Source organism: uncultured Friedmanniella sp. (assembly GCF_964244285.1).
In the GTDB taxonomy this organism is placed as follows: domain Bacteria; phylum Actinomycetota; class Actinomycetes; order Propionibacteriales; family Propionibacteriaceae; genus Microlunatus.
This window is the reverse complement of the sequence record NZ_CAXTHT010000014.1, coordinates 20,887-42,302: the sequence shown is the minus strand read 5'-3', so window position 1 is coordinate 42,302 and position 21,416 is coordinate 20,887. Positions and strand designations below refer to the sequence as shown.

General features: G+C 70.7%; 22 protein-coding genes. 13 read left to right on the top strand and 9 right to left on the bottom strand.

Translation table 11 applies throughout. The features are described from left to right. Positions 1-8: 8 nt before the first annotated feature. Complete coding sequence (locus ACFE7W_RS19445) at positions 9-911, bottom strand: DoxX family membrane protein (protein ID WP_375426480.1); 903 nt, start codon at positions 909-911, stop codon at positions 9-11. Positions 912-973: 62 nt separating this feature from the next. Here ACFE7W_RS19445 and ACFE7W_RS19440 point away from each other — a divergent pair, with 62 nt between their 5' ends. The 4 genes from ACFE7W_RS19440 (at position 974) to rsrA (ending at position 3,449) form a co-directional block, all read left to right on the top strand. Beyond that, entirely contained in the window at positions 974-1,774 is an 801-nt protein-coding gene (locus tag ACFE7W_RS19440; protein ID WP_375426479.1) for an SOS response-associated peptidase, read from the top strand. A gap of 83 nt (positions 1,775-1,857) precedes the next feature. Next, complete coding sequence (locus ACFE7W_RS19435; RefSeq protein ID WP_375426478.1) at positions 1,858-2,448, top strand: alpha/beta family hydrolase; 591 nt, start codon at positions 1,858-1,860, stop codon at positions 2,446-2,448. 90 nt (positions 2,449-2,538) lie between these two features. Beyond that, complete coding sequence (locus tag ACFE7W_RS19430; protein WP_375426495.1) at positions 2,539-3,171, top strand: sigma-70 family RNA polymerase sigma factor; 633 nt, start codon at positions 2,539-2,541, stop codon at positions 3,169-3,171. Next, the gene (gene rsrA, locus ACFE7W_RS19425; protein ID WP_375426477.1) at positions 3,168-3,449 is read left to right on the top strand and encodes a mycothiol system anti-sigma-R factor; all 282 of its coding nucleotides are present in this window, start codon (positions 3,168-3,170) and stop codon (positions 3,447-3,449) included. Before ACFE7W_RS19430 ends, rsrA begins: the two co-directional genes overlap by 4 nt. A gap of 92 nt (positions 3,450-3,541) precedes the next feature. On the opposite strand, the gene ACFE7W_RS19420 is transcribed toward rsrA, so the two are convergent. The 3 genes from ACFE7W_RS19420 to ACFE7W_RS19410 all read right to left on the bottom strand — a co-directional run bounded on the left by ACFE7W_RS19420 (position 3,542) and on the right by ACFE7W_RS19410 (position 5,704). Continuing rightward, the gene (locus tag ACFE7W_RS19420) at positions 3,542-3,616 is read right to left on the bottom strand and encodes a 50S ribosomal protein bL37 (RefSeq protein ID WP_369797015.1); all 75 of its coding nucleotides are present in this window, start codon (positions 3,614-3,616) and stop codon (positions 3,542-3,544) included. 115 nt (positions 3,617-3,731) lie between these two features. Further along, positions 3,732-5,366 (bottom strand): monocarboxylate uptake permease MctP, encoded by a 1,635-nt coding sequence (gene mctP, locus ACFE7W_RS19415; protein WP_375426476.1) that lies wholly within the window; start codon positions 5,364-5,366, stop codon positions 3,732-3,734. Further along, a complete protein-coding gene (locus ACFE7W_RS19410) occupies positions 5,363-5,704 on the bottom strand; it encodes a DUF3311 domain-containing protein (protein ID WP_375426475.1) in 342 nt (113 codons plus the stop codon). The genes mctP and ACFE7W_RS19410 overlap by 4 nt, the downstream gene beginning before the upstream one ends. A 126-nt stretch (positions 5,705-5,830) precedes the next feature. On the opposite strand from ACFE7W_RS19410, the gene ACFE7W_RS19405 reads away from it, so the two are divergent. Further along, positions 5,831-7,288 carry a sensor histidine kinase gene (locus ACFE7W_RS19405; RefSeq protein WP_375426474.1) on the top strand — a complete coding sequence of 486 codons (1,458 nt, stop codon included), beginning with the start codon at positions 5,831-5,833 and terminating at the stop codon, positions 7,286-7,288. Between the two features lie 255 nt (positions 7,289-7,543). On the opposite strand, the gene ACFE7W_RS19400 is transcribed toward ACFE7W_RS19405, so the two are convergent. Beyond that, on the bottom strand, positions 7,544-7,795 hold the full coding sequence (locus tag ACFE7W_RS19400) for a WhiB family transcriptional regulator (protein ID WP_091074038.1): 252 nt from the start codon (positions 7,793-7,795) through the stop codon (positions 7,544-7,546). A gap of 205 nt (positions 7,796-8,000) precedes the next feature. Between ACFE7W_RS19400 and ACFE7W_RS19395 the strand changes: the two genes are divergently transcribed. Next, positions 8,001-8,405, top strand: a complete 405-nt coding sequence (locus tag ACFE7W_RS19395) for a hypothetical protein (RefSeq protein WP_375426473.1) — start codon at positions 8,001-8,003, stop codon at positions 8,403-8,405. Positions 8,406-8,436: 31 nt separating this feature from the next. Here the strand turns inward: ACFE7W_RS19395 and galK are convergent, their stop codons facing one another. After that, entirely contained in the window at positions 8,437-9,585 is a 1,149-nt protein-coding gene (gene galK, locus ACFE7W_RS19390; protein WP_375426472.1) for a galactokinase, read from the bottom strand. 43 nt (positions 9,586-9,628) lie between these two features. On the opposite strand from galK, the gene ACFE7W_RS19385 reads away from it, so the two are divergent. Genes ACFE7W_RS19385 through ACFE7W_RS19370 form a run of 4 tightly spaced genes read left to right on the top strand, consistent with a single transcriptional unit; the run spans position 9,629 to position 12,440 of the window. Further along, positions 9,629-10,483 carry a helix-turn-helix domain-containing protein gene (locus ACFE7W_RS19385; RefSeq protein ID WP_375426471.1) on the top strand — a complete coding sequence of 285 codons (855 nt, stop codon included), beginning with the start codon at positions 9,629-9,631 and terminating at the stop codon, positions 10,481-10,483. Positions 10,484-10,507: 24 nt separating this feature from the next. Then, positions 10,508-10,933: a VOC family protein gene (locus ACFE7W_RS19380; protein ID WP_375426470.1), complete on the top strand. Its 426-nt coding sequence runs from the start codon at positions 10,508-10,510 to the stop codon at positions 10,931-10,933. A 41-nt stretch (positions 10,934-10,974) separates the two neighbouring features. Continuing rightward, positions 10,975-11,946 carry a zinc-binding dehydrogenase gene (locus ACFE7W_RS19375; protein ID WP_375426469.1) on the top strand — a complete coding sequence of 324 codons (972 nt, stop codon included), beginning with the start codon at positions 10,975-10,977 and terminating at the stop codon, positions 11,944-11,946. Then, a complete protein-coding gene (locus ACFE7W_RS19370) occupies positions 11,943-12,440 on the top strand; it encodes a GNAT family N-acetyltransferase (protein WP_375426468.1) in 498 nt (165 codons plus the stop codon). Before ACFE7W_RS19375 ends, ACFE7W_RS19370 begins: the two co-directional genes overlap by 4 nt. Positions 12,441-12,506: 66 nt before the next feature. Here ACFE7W_RS19370 and ACFE7W_RS19365 read toward each other — a convergent pair whose 3' ends face one another. The 3 genes from ACFE7W_RS19365 to ACFE7W_RS19355 form a co-directional block, all read right to left on the bottom strand. Then, a complete protein-coding gene (locus tag ACFE7W_RS19365; RefSeq protein WP_375426467.1) occupies positions 12,507-12,683 on the bottom strand; it encodes a DUF6104 family protein in 177 nt (58 codons plus the stop codon). 2 nt (positions 12,684-12,685) lie between these two features. Continuing rightward, a complete protein-coding gene (locus ACFE7W_RS19360; protein WP_375426466.1) occupies positions 12,686-16,579 on the bottom strand; it encodes a multifunctional oxoglutarate decarboxylase/oxoglutarate dehydrogenase thiamine pyrophosphate-binding subunit/dihydrolipoyllysine-residue succinyltransferase subunit in 3,894 nt (1,297 codons plus the stop codon). Positions 16,580-16,817: 238 nt separating this feature from the next. Next, on the bottom strand, positions 16,818-17,771 hold the full coding sequence (locus ACFE7W_RS19355; protein WP_375426465.1) for an N-acetylglucosamine kinase: 954 nt from the start codon (positions 17,769-17,771) through the stop codon (positions 16,818-16,820). 296 nt (positions 17,772-18,067) lie between these two features. Here ACFE7W_RS19355 and ngcE point away from each other — a divergent pair, with 296 nt between their 5' ends. The 3 genes from ngcE to ACFE7W_RS19340 are packed head-to-tail and all read left to right on the top strand — an operon-like array spanning position 18,068 to position 21,371. Then, positions 18,068-19,483 (top strand): N-acetylglucosamine/diacetylchitobiose ABC transporter substrate-binding protein, encoded by a 1,416-nt coding sequence (gene ngcE, locus ACFE7W_RS19350; RefSeq protein ID WP_375426464.1) that lies wholly within the window; start codon positions 18,068-18,070, stop codon positions 19,481-19,483. Continuing rightward, positions 19,480-20,472 (top strand): carbohydrate ABC transporter permease, encoded by a 993-nt coding sequence (locus ACFE7W_RS19345; protein ID WP_375426463.1) that lies wholly within the window; start codon positions 19,480-19,482, stop codon positions 20,470-20,472. Before ngcE ends, ACFE7W_RS19345 begins: the two co-directional genes overlap by 4 nt. Then, a complete protein-coding gene (locus tag ACFE7W_RS19340; RefSeq protein ID WP_375426462.1) occupies positions 20,469-21,371 on the top strand; it encodes a carbohydrate ABC transporter permease in 903 nt (300 codons plus the stop codon). The genes ACFE7W_RS19345 and ACFE7W_RS19340 overlap by 4 nt, the downstream gene beginning before the upstream one ends. The last annotated feature ends 45 nt before the right edge of the window (positions 21,372-21,416 follow it).

Genomic DNA, 21,416 nt, shown 5'->3' with positions numbered 1-21,416 from the left:
CGGCAGGCTCAGTTCTCGCCGAGCTTGATGTTCTTCTTGACCTTGCCGGCCCGCTTGGCGAGGATCTTCGCCTGCTTGTCCCGCTGCTTCTTCGCGATCTCGGCCTGCTCGGCCGCCCGCTTTTTGGCGATCCCGGCCTGCTTGACGGCTTCCTTGCGGGCGACCGCCGCTTGCTTGACCGCCGCCTCCTGCGCGATCTTGAGCTGCTTGGCCGCCTCCTTCTTGGCCTTGCGCCCGCTGGCCACCGCGGCACCGACCAGCGCCACCCCGCTGGCCAGCGCGGTGTCGGTCAGCTGGCTGGTGCTCTTGCTGACGCTCTCGGCCAGGTCGCCCGCGTTCTTGCTGACGGTGTCGGCGAAGTCACCGGCGGTCTTGCTGAGCGTGCTCGACGAGCGTCCGGTCTTCTTTCCCAGCTTCTTGGTCGCCTTGCGGGTGTCCTTGGCGATGCTCGCGCCGCCCTTCTGCGCGCGCCAGACCAGGCTTGGCTTGCCCTCGGTGTCACCGGCGGCGAGCAGCACGCCGCCGAGCAGGCTGACGTTCTTGGAGAAGTGGGTCCGGTCGGCCGCCTTCTCGAGCGGGTCGGTGCGGGTCCAGAACGGGTACTTGGCCAGCGTGCTGGGCACCAGGGAGGCAGCGAGGACGAGCGCGCCGAGCCGGCGGCCCTTGCCCGTGGCCAGCGCCAGGCCGCCGAAGACCTGAGCGGCCCCGTTCACCCGGACCAGCGTCTTGGTGTCCTCGGGGACGACGCCCGCGACCTGGGCCGGCGCGTACTGCTTGATCAGGGGCAGCAGGCGGTCGGCGACCGGCTGGGCCGCCTCGACGAGGGCGTCGGGGTTCCGGACCGCCTTCACGCCGCTGGCGACGAAGTAGGAGGCGAGCATGGTCCGGGAGGCGGCGCGCAGCAACGTCATGGGTCATTCCTATCGCGCCGCCGCGCCCGAGCCAAGCCCGACCCCCGCGGTAGCGTGGCGGCATGTGCGGTCGCTACGCCTCCACCGCCTCGCCGGCGCAGCTCGCGCAGGAGTTCGAGGTGGACGACCTCTTCGACGACCTGCCGGGACCCGACTACAACGTCGCCCCGACCGTCGCCGTCCCGGCGGTCTTCGAACGGCGGCTCAAGGAGTCCGGTGAGGTCCGGCGCCGGCTGGCTCCGCTGGTCTGGGGTCTGGTGCCTTCCTGGGCCAAGGACGCCAAGGTCGGCTCCCGGATGATCAACGCGCGGGTGGAGACGGTGGCGGAGAAGTCCGCCTACGCCAAGGCTTTCCGCGCCCGCCGCTGCCTGCTGCCGGCCGCCGGTTTCTACGAGTGGTACAGCCCGCCGGCAGGCCCGAGCCCGCTCGCTGCGCCGGCTCCGGGGAAGAAGGCCGCCAAGCCGGTGAAGCAGCCGTTCTACCTGCACCGTACCGACGGCGGCCCGCTGGTGATGGCCGGGATCTACGAGATCTGGCGGGACCCCAGCAAGGAGCGCGACGACGAGTCGGCCTGGCTCCGGACCTGCTCGGTGATCACCACCACCGCGACCGACGCCGCGGGGCACATCCACGACCGGATGCCCATGGTCGTCCCGCGCGAGTCGATCGACCGCTGGCTCGACCCGGCGCTGACCGACCCCGCGCAGGTGCTGGAGCTGCTCGCGGTGACCGAGGCCGACGCTTTGGAGGCGTACGCGGTCTCGACCGCCGTGAACAGCGTGCAGAACAACGACCCGTCCCTGCTCGAGCCGCTGGCCGAGAGCGACGAGCCCGAGCCCGGCGACCAGGGCCGGCTGCTCTGAGGGACGACCCGGAGGTCTGGGAGAAGCCGACTGCGCAGGGACCCGGTCGGCTGCACGTCGACCACGCGGACGACCCACGGGCCGTGCTGCTGCTGGGCCATGGGGCGGGTGGCGGACCGCAGGCGGCCGACCTCGCCCTGCTGGCGCGTCGGCTGCCCCCGCTCGGGGTCACGGTGGTCCGGGTCGAGCAGCCCTGGCGGTTGGCCGGCCGCAAGGTCGCCGTCCGACCGCCCCTGCTGGACGAGGCGTGGTTGGAGCTGACCGCGGGGCTCGACGCGCTGACGTCGGAGACCGGACTGCGGGTGTTCGGCGGCGGGCGCAGCTCGGGTGCGCGGGTCGCCTGCCGGACGGCCGCAGTCACTGGCGTGGCCGGCGTGGTCTGCCTCGCCTTCCCGCTGCACCTGCCAGGGCAACCCGAACGCTCGCGAGTGGCCGAGCTGACCGCCCCGACGGTCCCGCGGCTGGTGCTGCAAGGCAGCCGGGACACGTTCGGCACGGTCGAGGAGGTCCGGACCGCCGTGCTCGGCGCGTCCGGCATCCGGGTGGTCGAGCTGCCCGGAGCCGACCACGGGTTCCGGCTGCTCAAGGGGTCCGCCTTCACCCCGGCCGACCTGCGCGAGCGTCTCGTGGCCGAGGTGGCGGCGTTCCTGACGACCGGCGACCCCGGGGAATAGCACCGCGGTCGGCGTGTTGTACCGCACATGGCGAACACCGCGACCCTGGCCGACCGGCCCGTCTCCTCCTCGCCGGTACTCTCGTACGTGATGAGCATCCCGACGAGTTCCCCCGCAGCCGTGGCCTTGGACCCCCGTGAGTCCGAGACGCCGGCCGAGCGCGACCTGCGGTTCGAGTCCGACGCCCTGCAGTACCTGGACCAGCTGTACGCGGCCGCGATGCGGATGACCCGCAACCCGGCCGACGCCCAGGACGTGGTCCAGGAGACGTTCGCGAAGGCGTACGCCTCGTTCCACCAGTTCACCCCGGGGACGAACCTCAAGGCGTGGTTGTACCGGATCCTCACGAACACCTACATCAACTCCTATCGCAAGAAGCAGCGCGAGCCGCAGCTCTCCGACGGGGAGAACGTGGAGGACTGGCAGCTGGCCCGCGCCGAGTCGCACACCTCGAGCGGCCTCAAGTCCGCTGAGACCGTCGCGCTGGAGAACCTGCCGGACTCCGACGTCAAGGAGGCCCTGCAGCAGCTGGCGCCGGACTTCCGGCTCGCGGTCTTCCTGGCCGACGTCGAGGGCTTCTCCTACAAGGAGATCGCCAGCATCATGGGCACCCCGATCGGCACCGTGATGTCGAGGCTGAACCGGGGCCGCAACCAGCTGCGGGTACTGCTGGCCGACTACGCGCGCGAGCGCGGACTCGTACGCCAAGGGGGGCGGAAGTGAACGACGACACTGCGCGGGGGGCCACGTCGGCGGAGTGCGAGCACATGCTCGAGCGGGTGTATGAGTTCCTCGACCATGAGCTCGACACCGCCAGCAGCGACGAGATCCGCGAGCACCTGGTGGCCTGCGAGCCCTGCCTGGACCGCTTTGACGTCGAGCAGGCTGTGAAGACGCTGGTCAACCGCTGCTGCGGCGGGGACAAGGCCCCCACCGAGCTCCGGGCCAAGGTGCTCACCCGGCTGTCCGCGGCTCGCCAGGCCGCACACGACGCGCCCTGACGACTGCTCTTCGGCAAGCTCAGGGACAGAGATGACGAAACCCCCCGCGGAGATCCGCGAGGGGTTTCGTCGTTGCTGAGTCGGTCGTCGCCTCAGGCGTTGGGGCGCTTGCCGTGGTTCGCGCCCTTCTTCCTACGGGCGCGACGCTTGCGGCCGGTCTTACCCATCTGCGTCCCTCCTTCTGGTCGAGTCGGTCGCCCATTCTGCCACACCCCCGCCTGCCCACCGACGTGTCAAACCCTCAGCGGGCCAGAGCCCTCTCCCGATCTGACCGCTCGGCCCTCAGTGGACCGGGGTGTGCGCGTTCAGCACGGGCTCGACCCGCGGGTCGTCCACGTCGGCGAAGTAGTCCGACTGGGCGGTGATGTCGGTGCCGTTGCCCACCTTGAGCGCCCGCAGGATCGCCGTGCCGACCACGAGCACCACGAGGTTCAGGGCCAGGGCGGTGAGCCCGATGTAGCCGGCCTTGCCCAGGCCGGGCACGATCGCCAGCGAGTTGCCGAACGAGCGGGTGGTGCAGGCGGTGCAGCCGCTGTAGGCGGTCAGCGTGCCGTAGAGCATCCCGACGGCCCAGCCGGCGAGCAGCGCCCAACGGTGGAACCAGCGGGTGAACAGCCCGAAGACCAGCGAGGGCAGCGTCTGCAGGATCCAGATGCCGCCGAGCAGCTGGAAGTTGAGCGCGTTCTGCTTGTCCAGCAGCAGCACGAAGAGCAGCGCCCCGACCTTGGTGACCAGGGAGACGATCTTGGAGACCTTGGCCTGCTGCTTGTCGTCGGCTCCGGGCCGCAGGTAGGCCCGGTAGATGTTGCGGGTGAACAGGTTGGCGGCCGCGATCGACATGATCGCCGCCGGCACCAGCGCGCCGACCGCGATGGCGCCGAAGGCGACCCCGGTGAACCAGCTGGGGAAGTGGTCCTCGAACAGCTGAGGGATGACGAGCTGCGGGTTCGGCTTGCCGTCCAGCCCGATCGGCTTCGTGCCCGCCTTGATCGCGATGTAGCCCAGGAGGGCCAACAACCCCAGCAGCAGCGAGTACGCGGGCAGGATCGCCGCGTTGCGGCGGCCGGTGCTGCGGTCCTTCGAGCTGAGGGCGGCGGTGACCGAGTGCGGGTACATGAACAGGGCCATCGCCGAACCGAGAGCCAGCGACGCGTACGCCCAGTGCGTCGCGGCGCCGGGGATGAAGACCCCCGTCGCCACCTTCGGGTTGGCCGCCGACGGCGCGGCCATCTTGGTCTGCGCGGCGTCGAAGATGCTGCCCCAGCCGCCGAACAGGCCCGGCAGGTGGATGATCGCGACCGCGATCACGATGTAGATGAGGAGGTCCTTGACCACCGCGATCATCGCCGGCGCCCGCAGCCCGGAGGAGTAGGTGTACGCGGCGAGCACGGCGAAGGCGATCAGCAGCGGCAGGTCCCGGGCCAGCGCGCTCGAACCGCCCAGCCCGATGACCTCCAGGATCGCCTGGATGCCCACCAGCTGGAGGGCGATGTAGGGCATCGTGGCCAGGATGCCGGTGATGGCGACGGCCAGGCTGAGGCTGCGGGTGCCGTAGCGGCCCTGCACGATGTCCGCGGTGGTGATGTAGCCGTGCCGGTGCGCGACCGACCACATCCGACCGAGGAAGAAGAAGATCACCGGGTAGAGCACGATCGTGTAGGGCACCGCGAAGAAGCCCGACACGGCACCCGTGGCCCACATCGCCGCGGGGACGGCGATGAAGGTGTACGCGGTGTAGAGGTCCCCGCCCAGCAGGAACCAGGTCGTGATGGTGCCGAAGCTCTTGCCGCCCAGGCCCCACTCGTGGAGGGACTCCAGGTTGGTCGGGCGCCGCCAGCGGGCCGCCAGGAAGCCCATCACGGTGACGGCCACGAACAAGACGATCACCACGACCAGGGTGACCCAGTTGATGTTCATCGGGACCGCCTCGGGTGGATGCCGGCCTCGCCCTGCTCCGGCTCGTCCCGGTCCGCGTCGAGACGGCGCTGGTAGTCGGCGGCCTCACGCTTGAGGAGCAGGAAGCTCAGGCCGCACAGCGCAGCAGCGATGAACACCCAGAGCAGCTGGTACCAGTAGAAGAACGGGAAGCCGAAGAGTCGGGGATCCACCTGGTCGTAGGTGGAGACCAGCAGCGGGAGGACGATCGCGACCAGCAGGATGACCGCCACGACCGCTTTGGTCGGGGTCACCCGCCAGCGCGGGTCGGGCCCGCCGGGCCCGTTGGTGCTCGGCCTGGTCGGCGACGCGTGTGCCATGCGGGGGGCCTCCTTCGAGCGGCCACCACTGCGGGGCCGGACAGCACGTTAGCGTGCGACACCGCCGGTGATCACGGGGCTGGCCGGCGCGGCGTGGCGCCGGCCGGGCCGACATAGGGTGTCTGCATGCCGTCGATGTCTGAGATCATCGCCGAGCACACCGAGCTCTCCGACGCCGACCACCGCTGGCTGAAGCTGCTCGTCTCGGAGTGGCAGCTCCTTGCAGACCTGTCCTTCTCCGACCTCGTGCTCTGGGTTCCCGACCGGGACGAGAACGTCTTCTGGGCGGTCGCCCAGATCCGGCCCAACACCGGCCCGACGGCGCTGGTGGACGACGTGGTCGGTGACCTGATCGCCTACTCACCCGAGCACCTGGTCTCCGAGGCCTTCGGCAGCGGTCTGATGACCCAGACCAGCGCGGCCAAGCTGCAGGCGGGGATGCCGGTCGACACGCACGCCATCCCGGTCAAGCTGGCCGAACGGGTGATCGCGGTCGTCGAGCAGCACACCAGCCAGCTCGGGACCCAGGCCCCCAGCTCGCTGGAGACGGCCTACTCCAGCACCGGGGCCGTGCTGGCGCGGATGGTGACCGTCGGCGCCTTCCCGCTGCCCGCCGACACCTCGAACCTCGCCTTCTCACCGCGCGTCGGCGACGGCTTCATCCGGGTCGACGTGAACGGCGACGTCGAGTACGCCAGCCCGAACGCCGTCAGCGCGTACCGCCGGCTCGGGCTGATCGGCGACCTGGTCGACGAGCACCTGCCGAGCCTGACCGCGGCGCTGGCGCCGACCGGCCCTGGACCGGTGGACGAGTCGGTGACGTCGGTGCTCGGTGGGCGGATCGCCCGCCGGACCGAGGTGGTCTCCGGCCACGCCCACCTGACCGTCCGGGTGCTGCCGCTGCTGGACGGCCGCGAGCGCGTCGGTGCGATCGTGCTCTGCCGCGACGTCAGCGACCTGCGCAGCAAGGAACGTCAGCTGGTCACCAAGGACGCGACCATCCGCGAGATCCACCATCGGGTGAAGAACAACCTGCAGACCGTCGCGGCCCTGCTGCGGATGCAGGCCCGGCGGATGGAGTCACCGGAGGCGAAGGTAGCGCTGACCGACGCGATGTCACGGGTCGCCTCGATCGCGATCGTGCACGAGACGCTGTCGCAGGCCTTCGACGAGACCGTCGAGTTCGACCGCGTGGTCGACGGACTGCTCAAGATGGTGGGCGACGTGTCCTCCACCGCGGCCGGGGTGTCGGCCGTTCGACGGGGCACCTTTGGAGTTGTCTCGGCCGACATGGCCACCGGACTGTCGATGGTGGTCACCGAGCTGTGTCAGAACGCCGTCGAGCACGGCATGGCCGGCACGTCCGGGGAGGTGCTGGTGCGCCCGAGCCGGCGTGACGGTCAGCTCCGCGTGGAGATCACCGACGACGGCCGCGGTCTGCCCGAGGGCTTCGACTGGCGGCAGTCGCGCAGCCTCGGGCTCTCCATCGTGAACACCCTGATCGAGGAGATGGAGGGCTGCTTCATCATCGGCCCGCGGACCGACGTCCCGGGCACGAGAGCAGTCTTCGAGATACCCGTCTGATGGGCCCGCTCCGCGCTGTCTGCCCTCGCTCCGCTCGGGCGCGGATCGCGCTCCGGCCCTCCGTCGACGTGCCTTCTGCCCTCGCTCCGCTCGGGCGCGGATCGCGCTCCAGCCCTCCGTCGACGTCGTCGCCGGTGAAACGAAGAACATGTTTCACCGGCTCCTCCTTTCGACGGAGGCGCGCGATCCGGCTTGGGTCCGGACGCAGAAGACGCCGGAAGCGGAGCTCCCGGCGTCTTCTGGTGGTGCTACTGCTCAGGCGGTGCGGATCCTCGCGCGAGCCGCGCGACGCTTCAGCGCCCGCCGCTCGTCCTCGCTGAGCCCGCCCCAGACCCCGTGGTCCTGACCTGCCTCGAGCGCCCACTGCAGGCACGCGTCGCGGACGTCGCAGCGCCGGCAGACTTGCTTGGCTTCTTCAATCTGGAGCAGGGCCGGACCGGTGTTCCCGATGGGGAAGAACAACTCGGGGTCCTCGTCCAGACAGGCTGCCTTGTGGCGCCAATCCATACGGTAACTCGCTCCTCTTATCGTGTGCTGGAGGTGTGATGTCCCCAGCGGCGTGGGTGCCGCAGGTCCTCTACACTGAGCGGCTCGGCACCAGGGATAACCTTTTCAACAATTCCGGATGCGCACAAGAGCCACTTCGCGTCAGGTCCCTCACATTCCGATCCTGTTACAGGACCCGCTCGGGGCCGGACCGTACGCTGGCCAGGTGCCCGACCCGACGCCGAGGACCCCGACGTCCCGCCCGCCGTCCCTGTCCGTCGCCGCGACGCTGCTGGCCCTGCAGGCCGCCGCCGCCCTGGTCTACGCCGTGCTCGAGGTCGGCCAGATCCGCGGCTCCCGGCCCGTGGTGGGCACCGGGGTCGCCCTGATCATGCTCGGCTACGCGGTGGTGCTGGCTGCGGTCGCCCGGGGCGTCCTACGGTGGCGTCGGTGGAGCCGGGGTCTCGCGGTGGTCACCCAGCTCATCCTGCTGCTGCTCGGCTGGAGCTTCCGCGAGCCGCCCACCACCGCGGTGGGGGTGGTCTTCGGCCTGGTCTCGGCCACCGCCCTGGTCTGCCTGCTGCTGCCGTCCTCGACGCGCGCCTTCCTCGGCCCCGACGCTGCGGACTGAGCGGACTCCGCACCTGACTGGGCGGGCAGCGCTACCGGATCCGGCCGGCCCCGGCCGAGGGCCGGCCCAGGAAGTGGCTCGGGGCGCCGTAGCCGGCCGCGTCGAAGGTGGTGGCGACGGCGGCGGCGACCTGGTCGGCCGTCCCGGCCGCCACCAGGGCGATGATGCAGCCGCCGAAGCCGCCGCCAGTCATCCGGGCGCCCAGGGCTCCGGCCGCCTTGGCCGTCTCGACCGCGAGGTCGACGGTCGGCACGGTGATCTCGAAGTCGTCGCGCATCGAGACGTGCGAGGCGTCGAGCAGCGGGGCGAGGTCGGTGATCCGGTCCTGCCGCAGCATCTCCGCCGCCTCGAGGACGCGGACGTCCTCGGTGACCACGTGGCGCACCCGGCGCTGCATCTCGGGGTCGGGGAGCGCGGCGAGCGCGGCGTCCAGATCGGTGACGTCCCGCAGCGCCCGCACGCCCAGCAGCCGCGCCGCCTCCTCGCAGCTGCGGCGGCGTGCGGCGTACTCGCTGTCGACCAGCGCGTGCGGGGTCCGGGTGTCCAGCACCAGCAGTTCCAGCCCTGCCTCGTCCAGCGCCAGGTGGACCTGCTCGGTCTCGAACGAGCGGCAGTCGAAGAACAGGGCGTGGCCCACCGTGCACAGGGTGGAGGCGGCCTGGTCCATCAGGCCGGTCGGAGCTCCCACGAACTCGTTCTCGCAGCGCCGCGCCAGCTTGGCCCGCTCCAGCGGCTCGATCTCGAGCTCGGACAGGTCGGCCAGCACGGCCAGGGTCGCGCACTCCAGGGCTGCGGAGGAGGACAGCCCCGCGCCGACGGGGACGTCCGAGCTCAGCACCAGGTCCGCGCCGCGCACCTTGCGGCCGGCCTCGCGCAGCGCCCAGACGACCCCGGCGACGTAGGCGTGCCAGCCGTCCATCCCCGGCACCAGGTCGTCGGGACCGAACTGGTGCGTCTCGTCCTGGTTGAGCGAGGTGACGCTCCAGCGGCCATCGGCACGCGCCTCGGCGGCGACCGTCACGGCCTGCGCGAGGGCGAACGGCATCACGAAGCCGTCGTTGTAGTCGGTGTGCTCGCCGATCAGGTTGACCCGGCCCGGGGCCGCCCATACTCCCTCGGGGTCCCGCCCGAAGCGGGAGGTGAAGGCGGAGAGGACGGCGTCGACGTCGGCGGAACTCACCTGGACGACCTTATCGGGCGGGCACCGGGTGCATCCTGGTGCGGTGGAGGGCGACACCGACCTGTGGACGACGCCGGCGCCCGCCGAGCTGCCCGCACCGCTGCGGCCGTTCGTCGGATCCGTGGCCGGCTACGGGGGAGCGGGCCTCATGCCGGGGGTCCACCGGGGTCTGCCCGGCCGCTCGCTCACCCTGGTGCTGGCTCCCGACGAGCCGCTCGGCGTGGCCGTCACCTCCGCCGACTGGGCCGCCGGCCGGGTCCAGCACCAGCACGTGACTCTCAGCGGGCTGCACACCGAGCCCGCGTTCGTGGCCCAGCCGGGGCGCTGGAGCGGCGTCCAGGTCGACGTCAGCCCGCTGGGCGCGCACCGGCTGTTCGACGTGCCGGCGGGCGCGCTGCCCACCGACGGCTTCGACGGCCGGGCCATCCTGGGGGCCGATGCCGACCGGGTCTGCGAGGAGCTGGCCGGGGCAGCGACCTGGCCCGACCGGTACGCGGTCGTGCTGGGCTGGCTGCTGGCCCGGCTGCGCGCGGGCGCTCCCGGTCGGGTGCGGACCGAGGTGGTGCGGGCCTGGCGGCTGCTGGAGGTCCGCGGCGGGTCGGCGAGCGTGGCCGAGGTCGCCGAGGCGGTCGGGGTGGGTCCGCGGCGGCTCGCCCAGCTCTTCCGGGCCGAGCTGGGCGTCACGCCCAAGGTGGCCGCGCGGCTGATGCGCTTCGAGGCGGCGCGGCGGGAGGTGGCCCTGGCGGCCCGCGCACCGGGTCCGCTCGGTCTCAGCGCCGTCGCGGTCCGTCACGGCTACTACGACCACGCCCACCTGGTGCGCGAGTTCACCGCGTTCACCGGGTTGAGCCCGACCGGCTGGGTGGCGGCCGAGGTCGCGAACGTCCAAGCGCCGTAGCCGCACCTGTGCCAACCTCGGGCCATGAGCGACGACACCCCAGCAACCCAGGCCACCCCGCACCCGCCGACCGTCTGGCCCGCCTTCCAGGCGCACGACCCGCGCGGCGTGATCGACTTCCTGGTCGCCCTCGGGTTCGTCGAGACCGTCAGCTACGCCGACGACGCGGGCGTCATCCAGCACGCCCAGCTCGACTGGCCCGAGGGCGGCGGTGTCATGCTCGGCTGCCACAAGCCGGACGGGCCCTTCACCCAACAGCCCGGCAGCTCGGCCGTGTACGTGGTCACCACCGACGTCGACGCGGTGCTGGTCCGGGCCCGTTCGGTCGGAGTCGACCTGCCCGATGCGCCCACCGAGCAGGACTACGGCAGCCGCGAGGTCGCCCTGCGCGACCCCGAAGGCAACCAGTGGACCTTCGGCACCTACCCGGGGGAGCCCTACCGTCCCTGAGCACCTCCTTCCGGCCCACGGGGGAGCTCTAGGCTGCGGTCATGCTCGCTGCCTACGCCGCCGCCGCCGACGCCGACCAGCCGCTGCGGGCGCTCCGCGTGGCCGAGATCGATCCGCCGCCCGTGCCCGAGGGCTGGGTCGAGGTCCAGGTCGCCGCCTCAGCCCTCAACCACCACGACGTCTGGTCCCTGCGGGGGGTCGGTCTGCCCGCTGACCGGCTGCCGATGATCCTGGGCTGCGACGCGGCCGGGACGACCTCCGACGGTCGACGGGTCCTGGTGTACCCCGTGCTCACCGACCCGTCCTTCGCCGGGACGGACCCCACCCACGACCCGCGCCGGTCGCTGCTGTCGGAGCGCCATCCCGGGACGATCGCGACGGCGGTCCGGGTGCCCCCGACCAACCTGGTGGAGCTGCCCGACGAGCTGTCCTTCGTGGACGCGGCCTGCCTGCCGACCGCCTGGCTCACCGCGTACCGGATGCTGTTCACCTCCTCTGGCCTCAAGCCGGGCGACACCGTGCTGGTCCAGGGGGCCGGGGGAGGAGTGGCGACGGCGCTGGTCGTGCTGGCTGCTCACGCCGGGATCCGGGTCTGGGTGACCTCGCGGAGCGAGTCCAAGCAGGCGCGCGCCCTCGACCTGGGCGCCCACGCCGCCTTCGCCAGCGGCGCGCGGCTGCCGGAGCGGGTGGACGCCGTGATGGAGACGGTGGGCGCCGCCACCTGGTCGCACTCGATCAACTCGCTGCGGCCCGGCGGGACGGTGGTGATCTCCGGCGCCACCTCCGGCGACGCGCCCGCCAAGGCGGAGCTGACCAAGATCTTCTTCAAGCCGCTCCGCGTCGTCGGGTCGACCATGGGCACCCGGGACGAGCTGGTCGCGCTGACGCGGATGCTCACCACCACAGGGATCCGGCCGGTGGTGGACCGCGTGCTGCCGCTGGCCGACGCCGCGGCTGGCTTCGAGGCCATGATCAACGGGGACGTCTTCGGCAAGATCATCTTCGAGCCGTGAACGGTGCGGTGATCATCCGCGAGGCCCTGCCCGACGACGCCGAGGGGCTCGGCCGGTGCCACCTGGCGTGCTGGCGTGAGGCCTACACCGGCCTCGTCCCGCAGGACCGGCTGGACGTCGTGCTGGCCGCGATCGATGAGCGGGTGGAGCGGTGGCGGCGGATCCTGGCGGGGTTCCCCGGCCGGCTGCTGGCGGAGGACGCCGGTGACGTGGTCGGGTTCGCCGCGGCCGGGGCGAGCCGGGACGACGACCTCGCCCTCGATCAGGAGCTGTACGCGCTCTACGTCCGGCAGGCGTACTGGGGAACCGGGCTCGGGCACCTGCTGATCACGGCCGCGATCGGCGAGGCGGCCGCGTCCCTCTGGGTGTTCCGCGACAACGCCCGCGCCCGGCGGTTCTACGCCGCCCACGGCTTCGTGCCCGACGGAAGCGAGAAGCTCGAGCCCTACTTCGAGCGGCTCGAGATCCGGATGGTCCGGTCCGCCCTCCCCTGAGGCCGCGCAAACCTCCTCGAGGCCTTCGACTAGCTCAGGGCGCGACGGTTCCCTCAGCCCGATCGGCTAGTCCTCGTCATCGTCGAGCCGGGCGAGCCAGGTGGCCAGCCGCTCGACCGGGGTCTCGAACTCCGGGTTGAGGTCGACGAAAGTCCGCAGCTGCTCGGCCAGCCAGGCGAGGGAGACCTCGTCCTCGCCCCTGCGACCGGCCAGCTCCTCGATGCCCCTGTCGGTGAAGTACACGCTCAGGCGAAGGCGGACTCGACGAGGCCGCGCTGCTGGCTCTCGTGCACCTTGCTGGAGCCGACGGCCGGGGCCGACGAGGCGTCCCGGGTGACCGGGACCAGCTCCCAGCGCTGTCCGGGCGCGGCCTCGAGCAGCGCCTGCGGCAGGTTGAGGGCCATGAAGGGCCAGGCACCCTGGTTGGCCGGCTCGTCCTGCACCCACCGCACCTCATCGACGTTCGGGAACCGGCTGAGCTCTGCGGCGATCTCGGCCGCGGGCAGCGGGTAGAGCCGTTCCACACCGATGATCGCGACCTTGCCCTCGCGGCCGGCCTTCTGCCGACCGCTCACCAGGTCCCAGCGGACCTTGCCCGAGCAGAGCAGCACCGACTCGACCTGCGCCGGGTCGGCCCCCGTCGATTCGGCCAGCGTCGGGTCGGCCAGCACCGGGCGCCAGCTGCCCGAGGTGAAGTCCTCGGGGTAGGAGACGGCCTGCTTGTTGCGCAGCATGGACTTCGGGGTGGCCACGATGAGCGGACGGTGCCGCTCACCGAGGGCCTGGGCCCGCAGCAGGTGGAAGTAGCTCGCCGGGGTGGAGGGCTGCGCCACCGCGAACGCGTCCTCAGCCGCGAGGGTGAGGAAGCGCTCGATCCGGGCCGACGAGTGGTCCGGGCCCTGGCCCTCGTAGCCGTGAGGCAGCAGCAGCACGACGCCCGACTTCTGCGTCCACTTGGCCTGGCCGGAGGCGATGTACTCGTCGATGATGATCTGCGCGCCGTTGGCGAAGTCCCCGAACTGGGCCTCCCACAGCACCAGCGCCTCGGGCCGGGCCACCGAGTAGCCGTACTCGAAGCCCATCGCCGCGTACTCACTCAGCAGCGAGTCGAAGACGTGGAACTTGCCCTGCTCGTGGTCCAGATGCTTCAGCGGCACCCAGGACTCACCACTGACCCGGTCGACGATGGCGGCGAAGCGCTGGACGAAGGTCCCGCGACGGGTGTCCTGGCCGGTCAGCCGGACCGTCCGGCCCTCCAGCAGCAGTGAGCCGAGGGCCAGGATCTCTCCTGTCGCCCAGTCGATCGGGCCCTGGGTGATGGCGGCGGCCCGGCGCTGCAGCTGCGGCATCACCTTCGGATGCACGTGGAAGGCGTCCGGGAAGGTGGTGTGAGCGTCGGAGACCTTCTTCAGGGTCTCCAGCGTCACCGCGGTGCCGTGCTTGGCCGCGGCCTTGCTCGGGTACGCCGGCACCCGACTGTAGCCGGACTCGCGCGGTGGCAGCTCGGGGTCGCGGACCTCCTTGAACACGCTCTCCAGGCGCTGCTGGAAGCGGCTCATCACCGCCTCGGCGTCCTCGACGGTGATGTCACCCCGACCGATCAGGGCCTCGGTGTAGAGCTTGCGCGTCGAACGCTTCTTCTCGATCAGGTCATACATCTTGGGCTGGGTGAAACTCGGGTCGTCGCCCTCGTTGTGACCGCGCCGGCGGTAGCAGATGATGTCGATGACGACGTCCTTGTGGAACTGCTGGCGGAACTCGAACGCCAGCCGGGCCACCCGGATGCACGCCTCGGGGTCGTCGCCGTTCACGTGGAAGATCGGGGCCGCGACCATCCGGGCCACGTCGGTGCAGTAGACCGACGAGCGCGACTCGGTGGGGGAGGTGGTGAACCCGACCTGGTTGTTCACGATGATGTGGATCGTGCCGCCGGTGCGGTAGCCGCGCAGCTGGCTGAGGTTGAGCGTCTCGGCGACCACGCCCTGGCCGGCGAACGCGGCGTCGCCGTGCATCAGCACCGGCAGGACGGGGAACTCCGTACCCCGGTCGAGGATGTCCTGCTTGGCCCGGGCGATCCCCTCGAGAACGGGGTTGACCGCCTCGAGGTGGCTCGGGTTCGCTGCGACCGAGGTCTTGATCTTCGCCCCGCTCAGCGCGGTGAACCGGCCCTCCGAGCCCAGGTGGTACTTGACGTCACCAGAGCCCTGGACGGTCCGGGGGTCGATGTTGCCCTCGAACTCGCGGAAGATCTGGGCGTAGGACTTGCCGACGATGTTGGCCAGCACGTTCAGCCGGCCGCGGTGCGGCATGCCGATGCAGACCTCCTCCAGACCGGTGTCGGCGGCCTGCTCGCACACCTCGTCGAGCAGTGCTATCGCGGCCTCCCCGCCCTCGAGGCTGAACCGCTTCTGACCGACGAACTTGGTCTGCAGGAAGGTCTCGAAGATCTCGGCCTCGTTGAGCTTGTCCAGGATCCGCAGGTGCTCCTCGCGGGGCAGTGACTCGTGCGGACGCTCGACCCGGTCCTGGATCCACCTGCGCTGGGCCGGCTCGGAGATGTGCATGTACTCGATGCCCGTGGTGCGGCAGTAGGAGTCACGCAGGATGCCCAGGATCTTGCGCATCTTCATCACGCCCTGCCCGCCCGCGAACGAGCCGGTGGCGAACGAGCGGTCGAGGTCCCACAGGGTGAGGCCGTGGGTCTGCACGTCCAGGTCGTGGTGCTCGCGCTGGCGGTACTCCAGCGGGTCGGTGTCGGCCATCAGGTGACCGCGGACGCGGTAGGCGTTGATCATCTCCATGATCCGCGCCTGCTTGGGGATCTGGTCCTCGTGGTCGGTGCTGACGTCCTGCGCCCAGCGAATGGGGGCGTAGGGGATCCGCAGGTCGGCGAAGATGTCGTCGTAGAAGCCGTCCTCGCCCAGCAGCAGCGCGTGCAGCCGCTGCAGGTACTGGCCGGACTGGGCGCCCTGGATCACGCGGTGGTCGTAGGTCGAGGTCAGCGTCATCACCTTGGAGACGCTCATGTCGCTGAGCCGGTCCGGGTCGGACCCCTGGAACTCCGGTGGGTAGTCCATCGAGCCGACGCCGATGATCGTGCCCTGGCCGGCGACCAGCCGTGGCACCGAGTGGTTGGTGCCGATGGTGCCGGGGTTGGTCAGCGTGATCGTGGTGTCGGCGAAGTCGGTGACCGCCAGCTGGCCGGCGCGGGCCTTCTTCACCATCTGCTCGTACGCCGCCCAGAACTGGGCGAAGTCGAGCTTCTCGCAGTTCTTGATGCTGGGCACGAGCAGCTGGCGCGTCCCGTCGGGCTTGGGCAGGTCGATGGCCAGACCGAGGTTGATATGGGCCGGCACCACCATGGTGGGCTTGCCGTCGACGAGCTCGTAGCCGTTGTTCATGGCGGGCACGCTCTTCAGCGCCTGCACCATGGCGTAGCCGATCAGGTGGGTGAAGGAGACCTTGCCGCCGCGGGAGCGCCGCAGGTGGTTGTTGACCACCACGCGCTGGTCGATCAACAGCTTGACCGGCAGGGACCGCACGCTGGTGGCGGTCGGCACGGTCAGCGAGATGTCCATGTTCTTCGCCGTGCGGGCCGGGGCGCCGCGCAGGGTGGTGCGCACCGGCTCCTCCGACGCCACGTCGGGACGGTCCGACGGGTTGGGCGGGTCGGCCGGCACGCCGCCGCGGGTGCCGGGGGTGGTGGGCCGACCCTCCTTGTTGGTCGAGGGCCGTTCGACCGTGGGGTTGGGCCTGGAGGTGGTGGCCGACCGCGTCGGGGGGGTCACCGCGGCCGGAGCCGGAGCGCCGGCGTGACCGTTGGACGGTGCCGTGGGGCCCGTGGCGGGCACAGGCGCGGGCGCGGGCCGGGCCGGGTCGGCAGCCTTCGCGGGTACCGACCGGGAGGGACTCGGCGTCGGGGAGGCCTTCCCGTTCGAGGTGCTCGTCGACGCGGTCGGGGTCGGGTCCGGGGTGCTGCCCGGGGCGCCGTGGCTGCGGAAGTAGGCGGCCCAGGTCTGGTCGACCGAGCCCGGATCGGCCGTGTACTGCTCGTACATCTCCTCCAGCAGCCAGTCGTTGGCTCCGAAGTCGATCTCCTCGGAGCCGGAGGTGGTCGTGGAGCTCGAGAGGTCGGGCATGGTGACCGAGTCGCCTTCTTCCGTGCGTCTTGCCGTCGTGGTCGTCTGACGGGCATCCGCCCGTGGGCCCGCCCGGACAATCGACGTCGACGTCACGCGGGCAAGCCCGGGTCCCAGGTTACCCACAACAGCAGACCAGCGAGCGACTGGTGCGGTGCATTCGCCGGCGGGTCGCGCGTGGCCTGCCTCGCCCCGCGGGCCGGCCGCCGTCGTCCTCAGCCAGCCGTCGGCGGCACCGTCAGCCTCGTCGCGCGGAGGCCACCGTGCTGCTGAGCCGGCCGTGCAGGTCGTCGCCGGTCGGCCCGTGCCGACGGGCGGCGATCCAGGTGGCTCCGACGAGTCCGGACCCGCCCTGCAGCAGGGTCAGGTCCTCCGGCAGCCGGGCGACCAGCCGACGGCCGACGGGTCCCGGGTCTGCTCCGGCGGCCCCGTCCAGCACGGATCCCGCGAGCACCACCGGTTCCCGGACGCGTGGCACCAGCCCGGACAAGGTGACGGCGAGCAGCCGGGCCGCCTCGTCGGCCAGGGCGCCGGCCCGCGGCTCCTGGTCGGCCCAGCGGCTCACCAGCGGGGCTAACCGGGCCAGCCACGTCGGGGGGTGGGCGTAGCAGGCCTGCAACAGGGAGAGGTAGTCGGTGGACTCGGCCTCGCTCAGCACCTCGCGGTGCAGCCCGTCCAGCGGACCGTCCTCGTCCAGGGCCTGCAGCGTCGAGCGGACCGCGGCCCGGCCGAGCCAGTAGCCGGAGCCGCCGTCACCGAGCAGCCAGCCCCACCCGTCGCGACGGTCCTGCAGCTCCAGACCGACCAGCCGGGCGGCCACGGCTCCGGTGCCCGCGATCAGCGTGCAGCCGGTCCAGGCCGGCGTGGCGGAGGAGAAGGCCACGGCCAGGTCGGACACCGCCATCCGAGGACCGCTCGCCCGCTCCGGCAGCGCCGCCGCCAGGAACGCGGGGTCGTTGGCGACCCGGGAGCCGCCGGCCAGGCCGAGCACGGCGGCCACCACGGTGCCGGGCACGCCGGCCAGCGCGCGCTCGGCGGTGGCGCGGATGACCTGCGTCGAGCCATCGGGACCGACGACGTTCGGGTTGCCCGGCCCGCCGAAGGCGACCTGGACGATCCCGTCGGCGAGGCTCGCGACCGCCACCCGCGTCGAGCTGCCCCCGACGTCGGCCCCGAGGAACAGCTCGGTCACGTCCCAGCCTCCGTCCGGTCGAGCATCGGGGGTCGATGTGTCGGCGATGTTGCAAGTTCGTGCAATATCTACGGGCAATAGTGCAACACGTGAGCAGTTGTGTTTGAGTGGCCGAAGGTACGACGGCGAAGTCATCGTCTCCACCACCAGTCCTGGCGGGACCGGTCTGTCGTACCGGCAGACGGCGTGGCGCGGACCTAGGATCCCACCAGCGGGTGGAGTCCGTCATCTTTGGGAGTCCGTCCTACGTCGCAGCACCGAGTGCCGAGAACCGCACCAACGACGAGAGGCTCACGATGGACAGCAAGCCAGGCACCCTCCAGCGCCGACACTTCCTCCGGCTGGCCCTGACGGCCGCCGCCCTGACCCCGGTCGCGGGTGGCCTCGCCTCCTGCGCGGCGAGCGGCGGCGACTCCGGGGCCAGCGCGGGCCCCGCGGGCGCGGTGTCCAGCACCAACCCCTTCGGCCTCGCCGACAGCTCGACGATCGACGCGGTGATCTTCAAGGGCGGCTACGGGATCGACTACGTCAAGTACGCCGCAGACAAGCTCAAGGCCGTCCACCCCACGGTCACCCCCACCGTTGCGCCCTCGACCAACATCGCCCAGGAGCTGCAGCCCCGCTTCGTCGGCGGCAACCCGCCGGACCTGATCGACAACTCCGGCGCCAACGCCATCGGCATCTCGACGATCATCGACCAGCTCGAGGACCTCAACTCCGTCATCGACGCGCCGAACCTCGAGGGCACCAAGATCCGCGACACCCTCTACCAGAGCGTGCTCACCCCGGGCACCTTCGGCGGCAAGTTCGCCGCGCTGAACTACAGCCTCACGGTGTACGCGCTCTGGTACTCCAAGTCGCTGTTCGACGAGAACGGCTGGGAGCCGCCGAAGACCTGGGACGACGCGCTCGCGCTGGGCGCGAAAGCCAAGGCGAAGGGGAAGTACCTGTTCACCTGGGGCAAGGAGGCGGCCACCTACTACCAGACGATGGCCATCGCCTCGGCGATCAAGGAGGGCGGCGACGACGTGCGCCTCTCCCTGGAGAACCTGAAGCCGGACTGCTGGTCCCAGCCCGCGGTCCAGGCCGTCTTCACCGCCATGAAGAAGGTCGTCGACGCGGGCTACTTCAAACCGGGCGGCTCGGGCACCCAGTTCACCGCCGCCCAGGCCCAGTGGAGCAACGACCAGGACGCGATCCTCTACCCCTCCGGGTCGTGGATCGAGAACGAGATGAAGGACCAGACCAAGTCCGGGTTCAAGATGACCGGCGCGGCGGAGCCGACGGTCACCTCGGGCAGCAAGCTGCCGTACGAGGCGCTGCACAGCACGGCGGGTGAGCCGTTCGTGGTGCCGTCGAAGGCCAAGAACGTGGCCGGCGGCAAGGAGCTGCTGCGGGTGATGCTCTCCAAGGACGCGGCGACCAACTTCGCCAAGACGCTGCTCGCTCCGACCATCGTCAAGGGCACGGTGCCGGCCGACGGGTTCGGCTCCACCGCCCTGGTCTCCCAGACCACGCTGCTGGAGGCGGCCGGGACGAACATCTTCTCCTGGCAGTTCGTCGACTACTACGGCCTGAACACCGACCAGCTGGTGGTCTGGAACAGCTTCCTCGACGGCAAGTCCGACGTTGCGACCCTGACCAAGTCGCTGCAGCAGATCACGGACAAGGTGGCCAAGGACGACTCGGTCAAGAAGATCGAGGTGAAGTGACCGCAGCGGTCACTCCGCTGCCGACGGACGGGGGCGCCGCCACCCCCGTCCGGCGGCGCCGCCGTCCGCTGACCGTCGACCGGGTCAGCTTCCTGCTGGTGTTCCTCGGGCTGCCGCTGGCGATCTACGTGATCTTCGTGGTCTCCCCGTTCGCCCAGGCCGTCTACTACTCCCTCACCGACTGGAGCGGCTTCACCCCGACGCAGAACTTCGTCGGGCTGCGCAACTACACCCGGGTGCTGACCGACTCGATCTTCCTGCGCGCCATCCGGAACAACGTGATCCTGGTGTTGATCCTGCCGCTGGTCACGATCGTGCTGGCGCTGGCGCTGGCCTCGTTGCTCACCGTCGGCGGCAGCAGCCACGGACAGACCCGCGGGCTGCGCGGTTCGAACTTCTACCGCATCGTCTCCTTCTTCCCCTACGTCATCCCGGCCATCGTCATCGGCATCATGTGGAGCCGGATCTACGACCCGAGCAGCGGGGTGCTGAACGGGATGCTGACGGCACTCGGCGTCGACCGTGCGGCCTCGTTCCCCTGGCTGGGCGACTCGCGGACCGCGCTGGGGGCGACGATCTTCGTCATCGTGTGGGGCTTCGTGGGCTTCTACATGGTGCTGTTCGTCGCCGCCATCAAGGGCATCCCGGCCGAGATCTTCGAGGCTGCGCGACTGGACGGCAGCGGCCGGTTCCGGACCGCGGTCAGCATCACGGTCCCGCTGATCCGTGACAGCGTGCAGACCGCCTACGTGTACATGGGCATCCTCGCCCTGGACGCGTTCGTCTACATGGCCGCGCTGAACCCGGGCGGCGGACCGGACAACTCCACGCTGGTGATGTCGCAACAGCTGCTGACCACGGCCTTCACCAAGGGCCAGTTCGGCGTGGCGTGCGCGATGGGCGTCGTCCTGGCCGCCATCACTCTCGTCTTCTCGGCGCTCGTCTTCGGGGTCAACCGGCTGAGCGGCGGCCGGGAGGAGCGACGGTGACCGCGACCGGGGTGGTGCCGGACCGGACGGTCCGCGAGTCCGAACCAGAAGCCCACCGGTCCACGGTGCCGGCCAAGGAGCGGGCGTTCGGGACCGTGTCCCACGCCGTCCTGGTGCTGTGGTCGCTGATCGTGGTGCTGCCGCTGCTCTGGACGCTGATGACCTCGTTCAAGACGACGAGCCAGATCTTCTCCTCACCGTTCTCGCTGCCGACCGGTCTCAACCTGGCCAACTACGTCAACGCGTGGACCACCGCGGGCATCGGCAGCTACTTCCTGAACACGATCATCGTGGTCGGGTCGGCCCTCGTGCTGGTGATGATCTTGGGCTCGATGTGCTCCTACGTGCTCGCCAGGTTCCACTTTCCCGGCACCCGACTCATCTACTACGCCATGCTGGCCGGGCTGACCTTCCCGATCTTCCTGGCGATCGTGCCGCTGTTCTTCACCCTGAAGAACTTCGGGCTGCTGAACACCCTGCCGGGGCTGATCGTCACCTACGTCGCGTTCGCGCTGCCCTTCACCGTCTTCTTCCTGTTCTCCTTCTTTCGCGCCCTGCCCGACGAGATCGCCGAGGCGGCCGCCCTGGACGGCGCAGGGGAGTGGCGGACCTTCTTCCTGGTCATGCTGCCGATGGCCAAGAACGGCATCACCTCGGTGTTGATCTTCAACTTCCTGGGCCTGTGGAACCAGTTCCTGATCCCGGTGGCGTTGAACACCAACACGAAGAACTACGTCCTCTCCCAGGGCATGGCGGCCTTCGCCTCCCAGGCCGGGTACGCCGTCGACTTCGGGGCGCTCTTCGCCGCGGTGGTGATCACGGTGACGCCGGTGCTGGTGGTCTACATCCTCTTCCAACGTCAGCTGCAGGGCTCGGTCACCCAGGGCACCTCCCGGTAGCCGAACCGCGCCCTGAGCAGGTCGGAGGCCTCGAAGAGGTTGCGC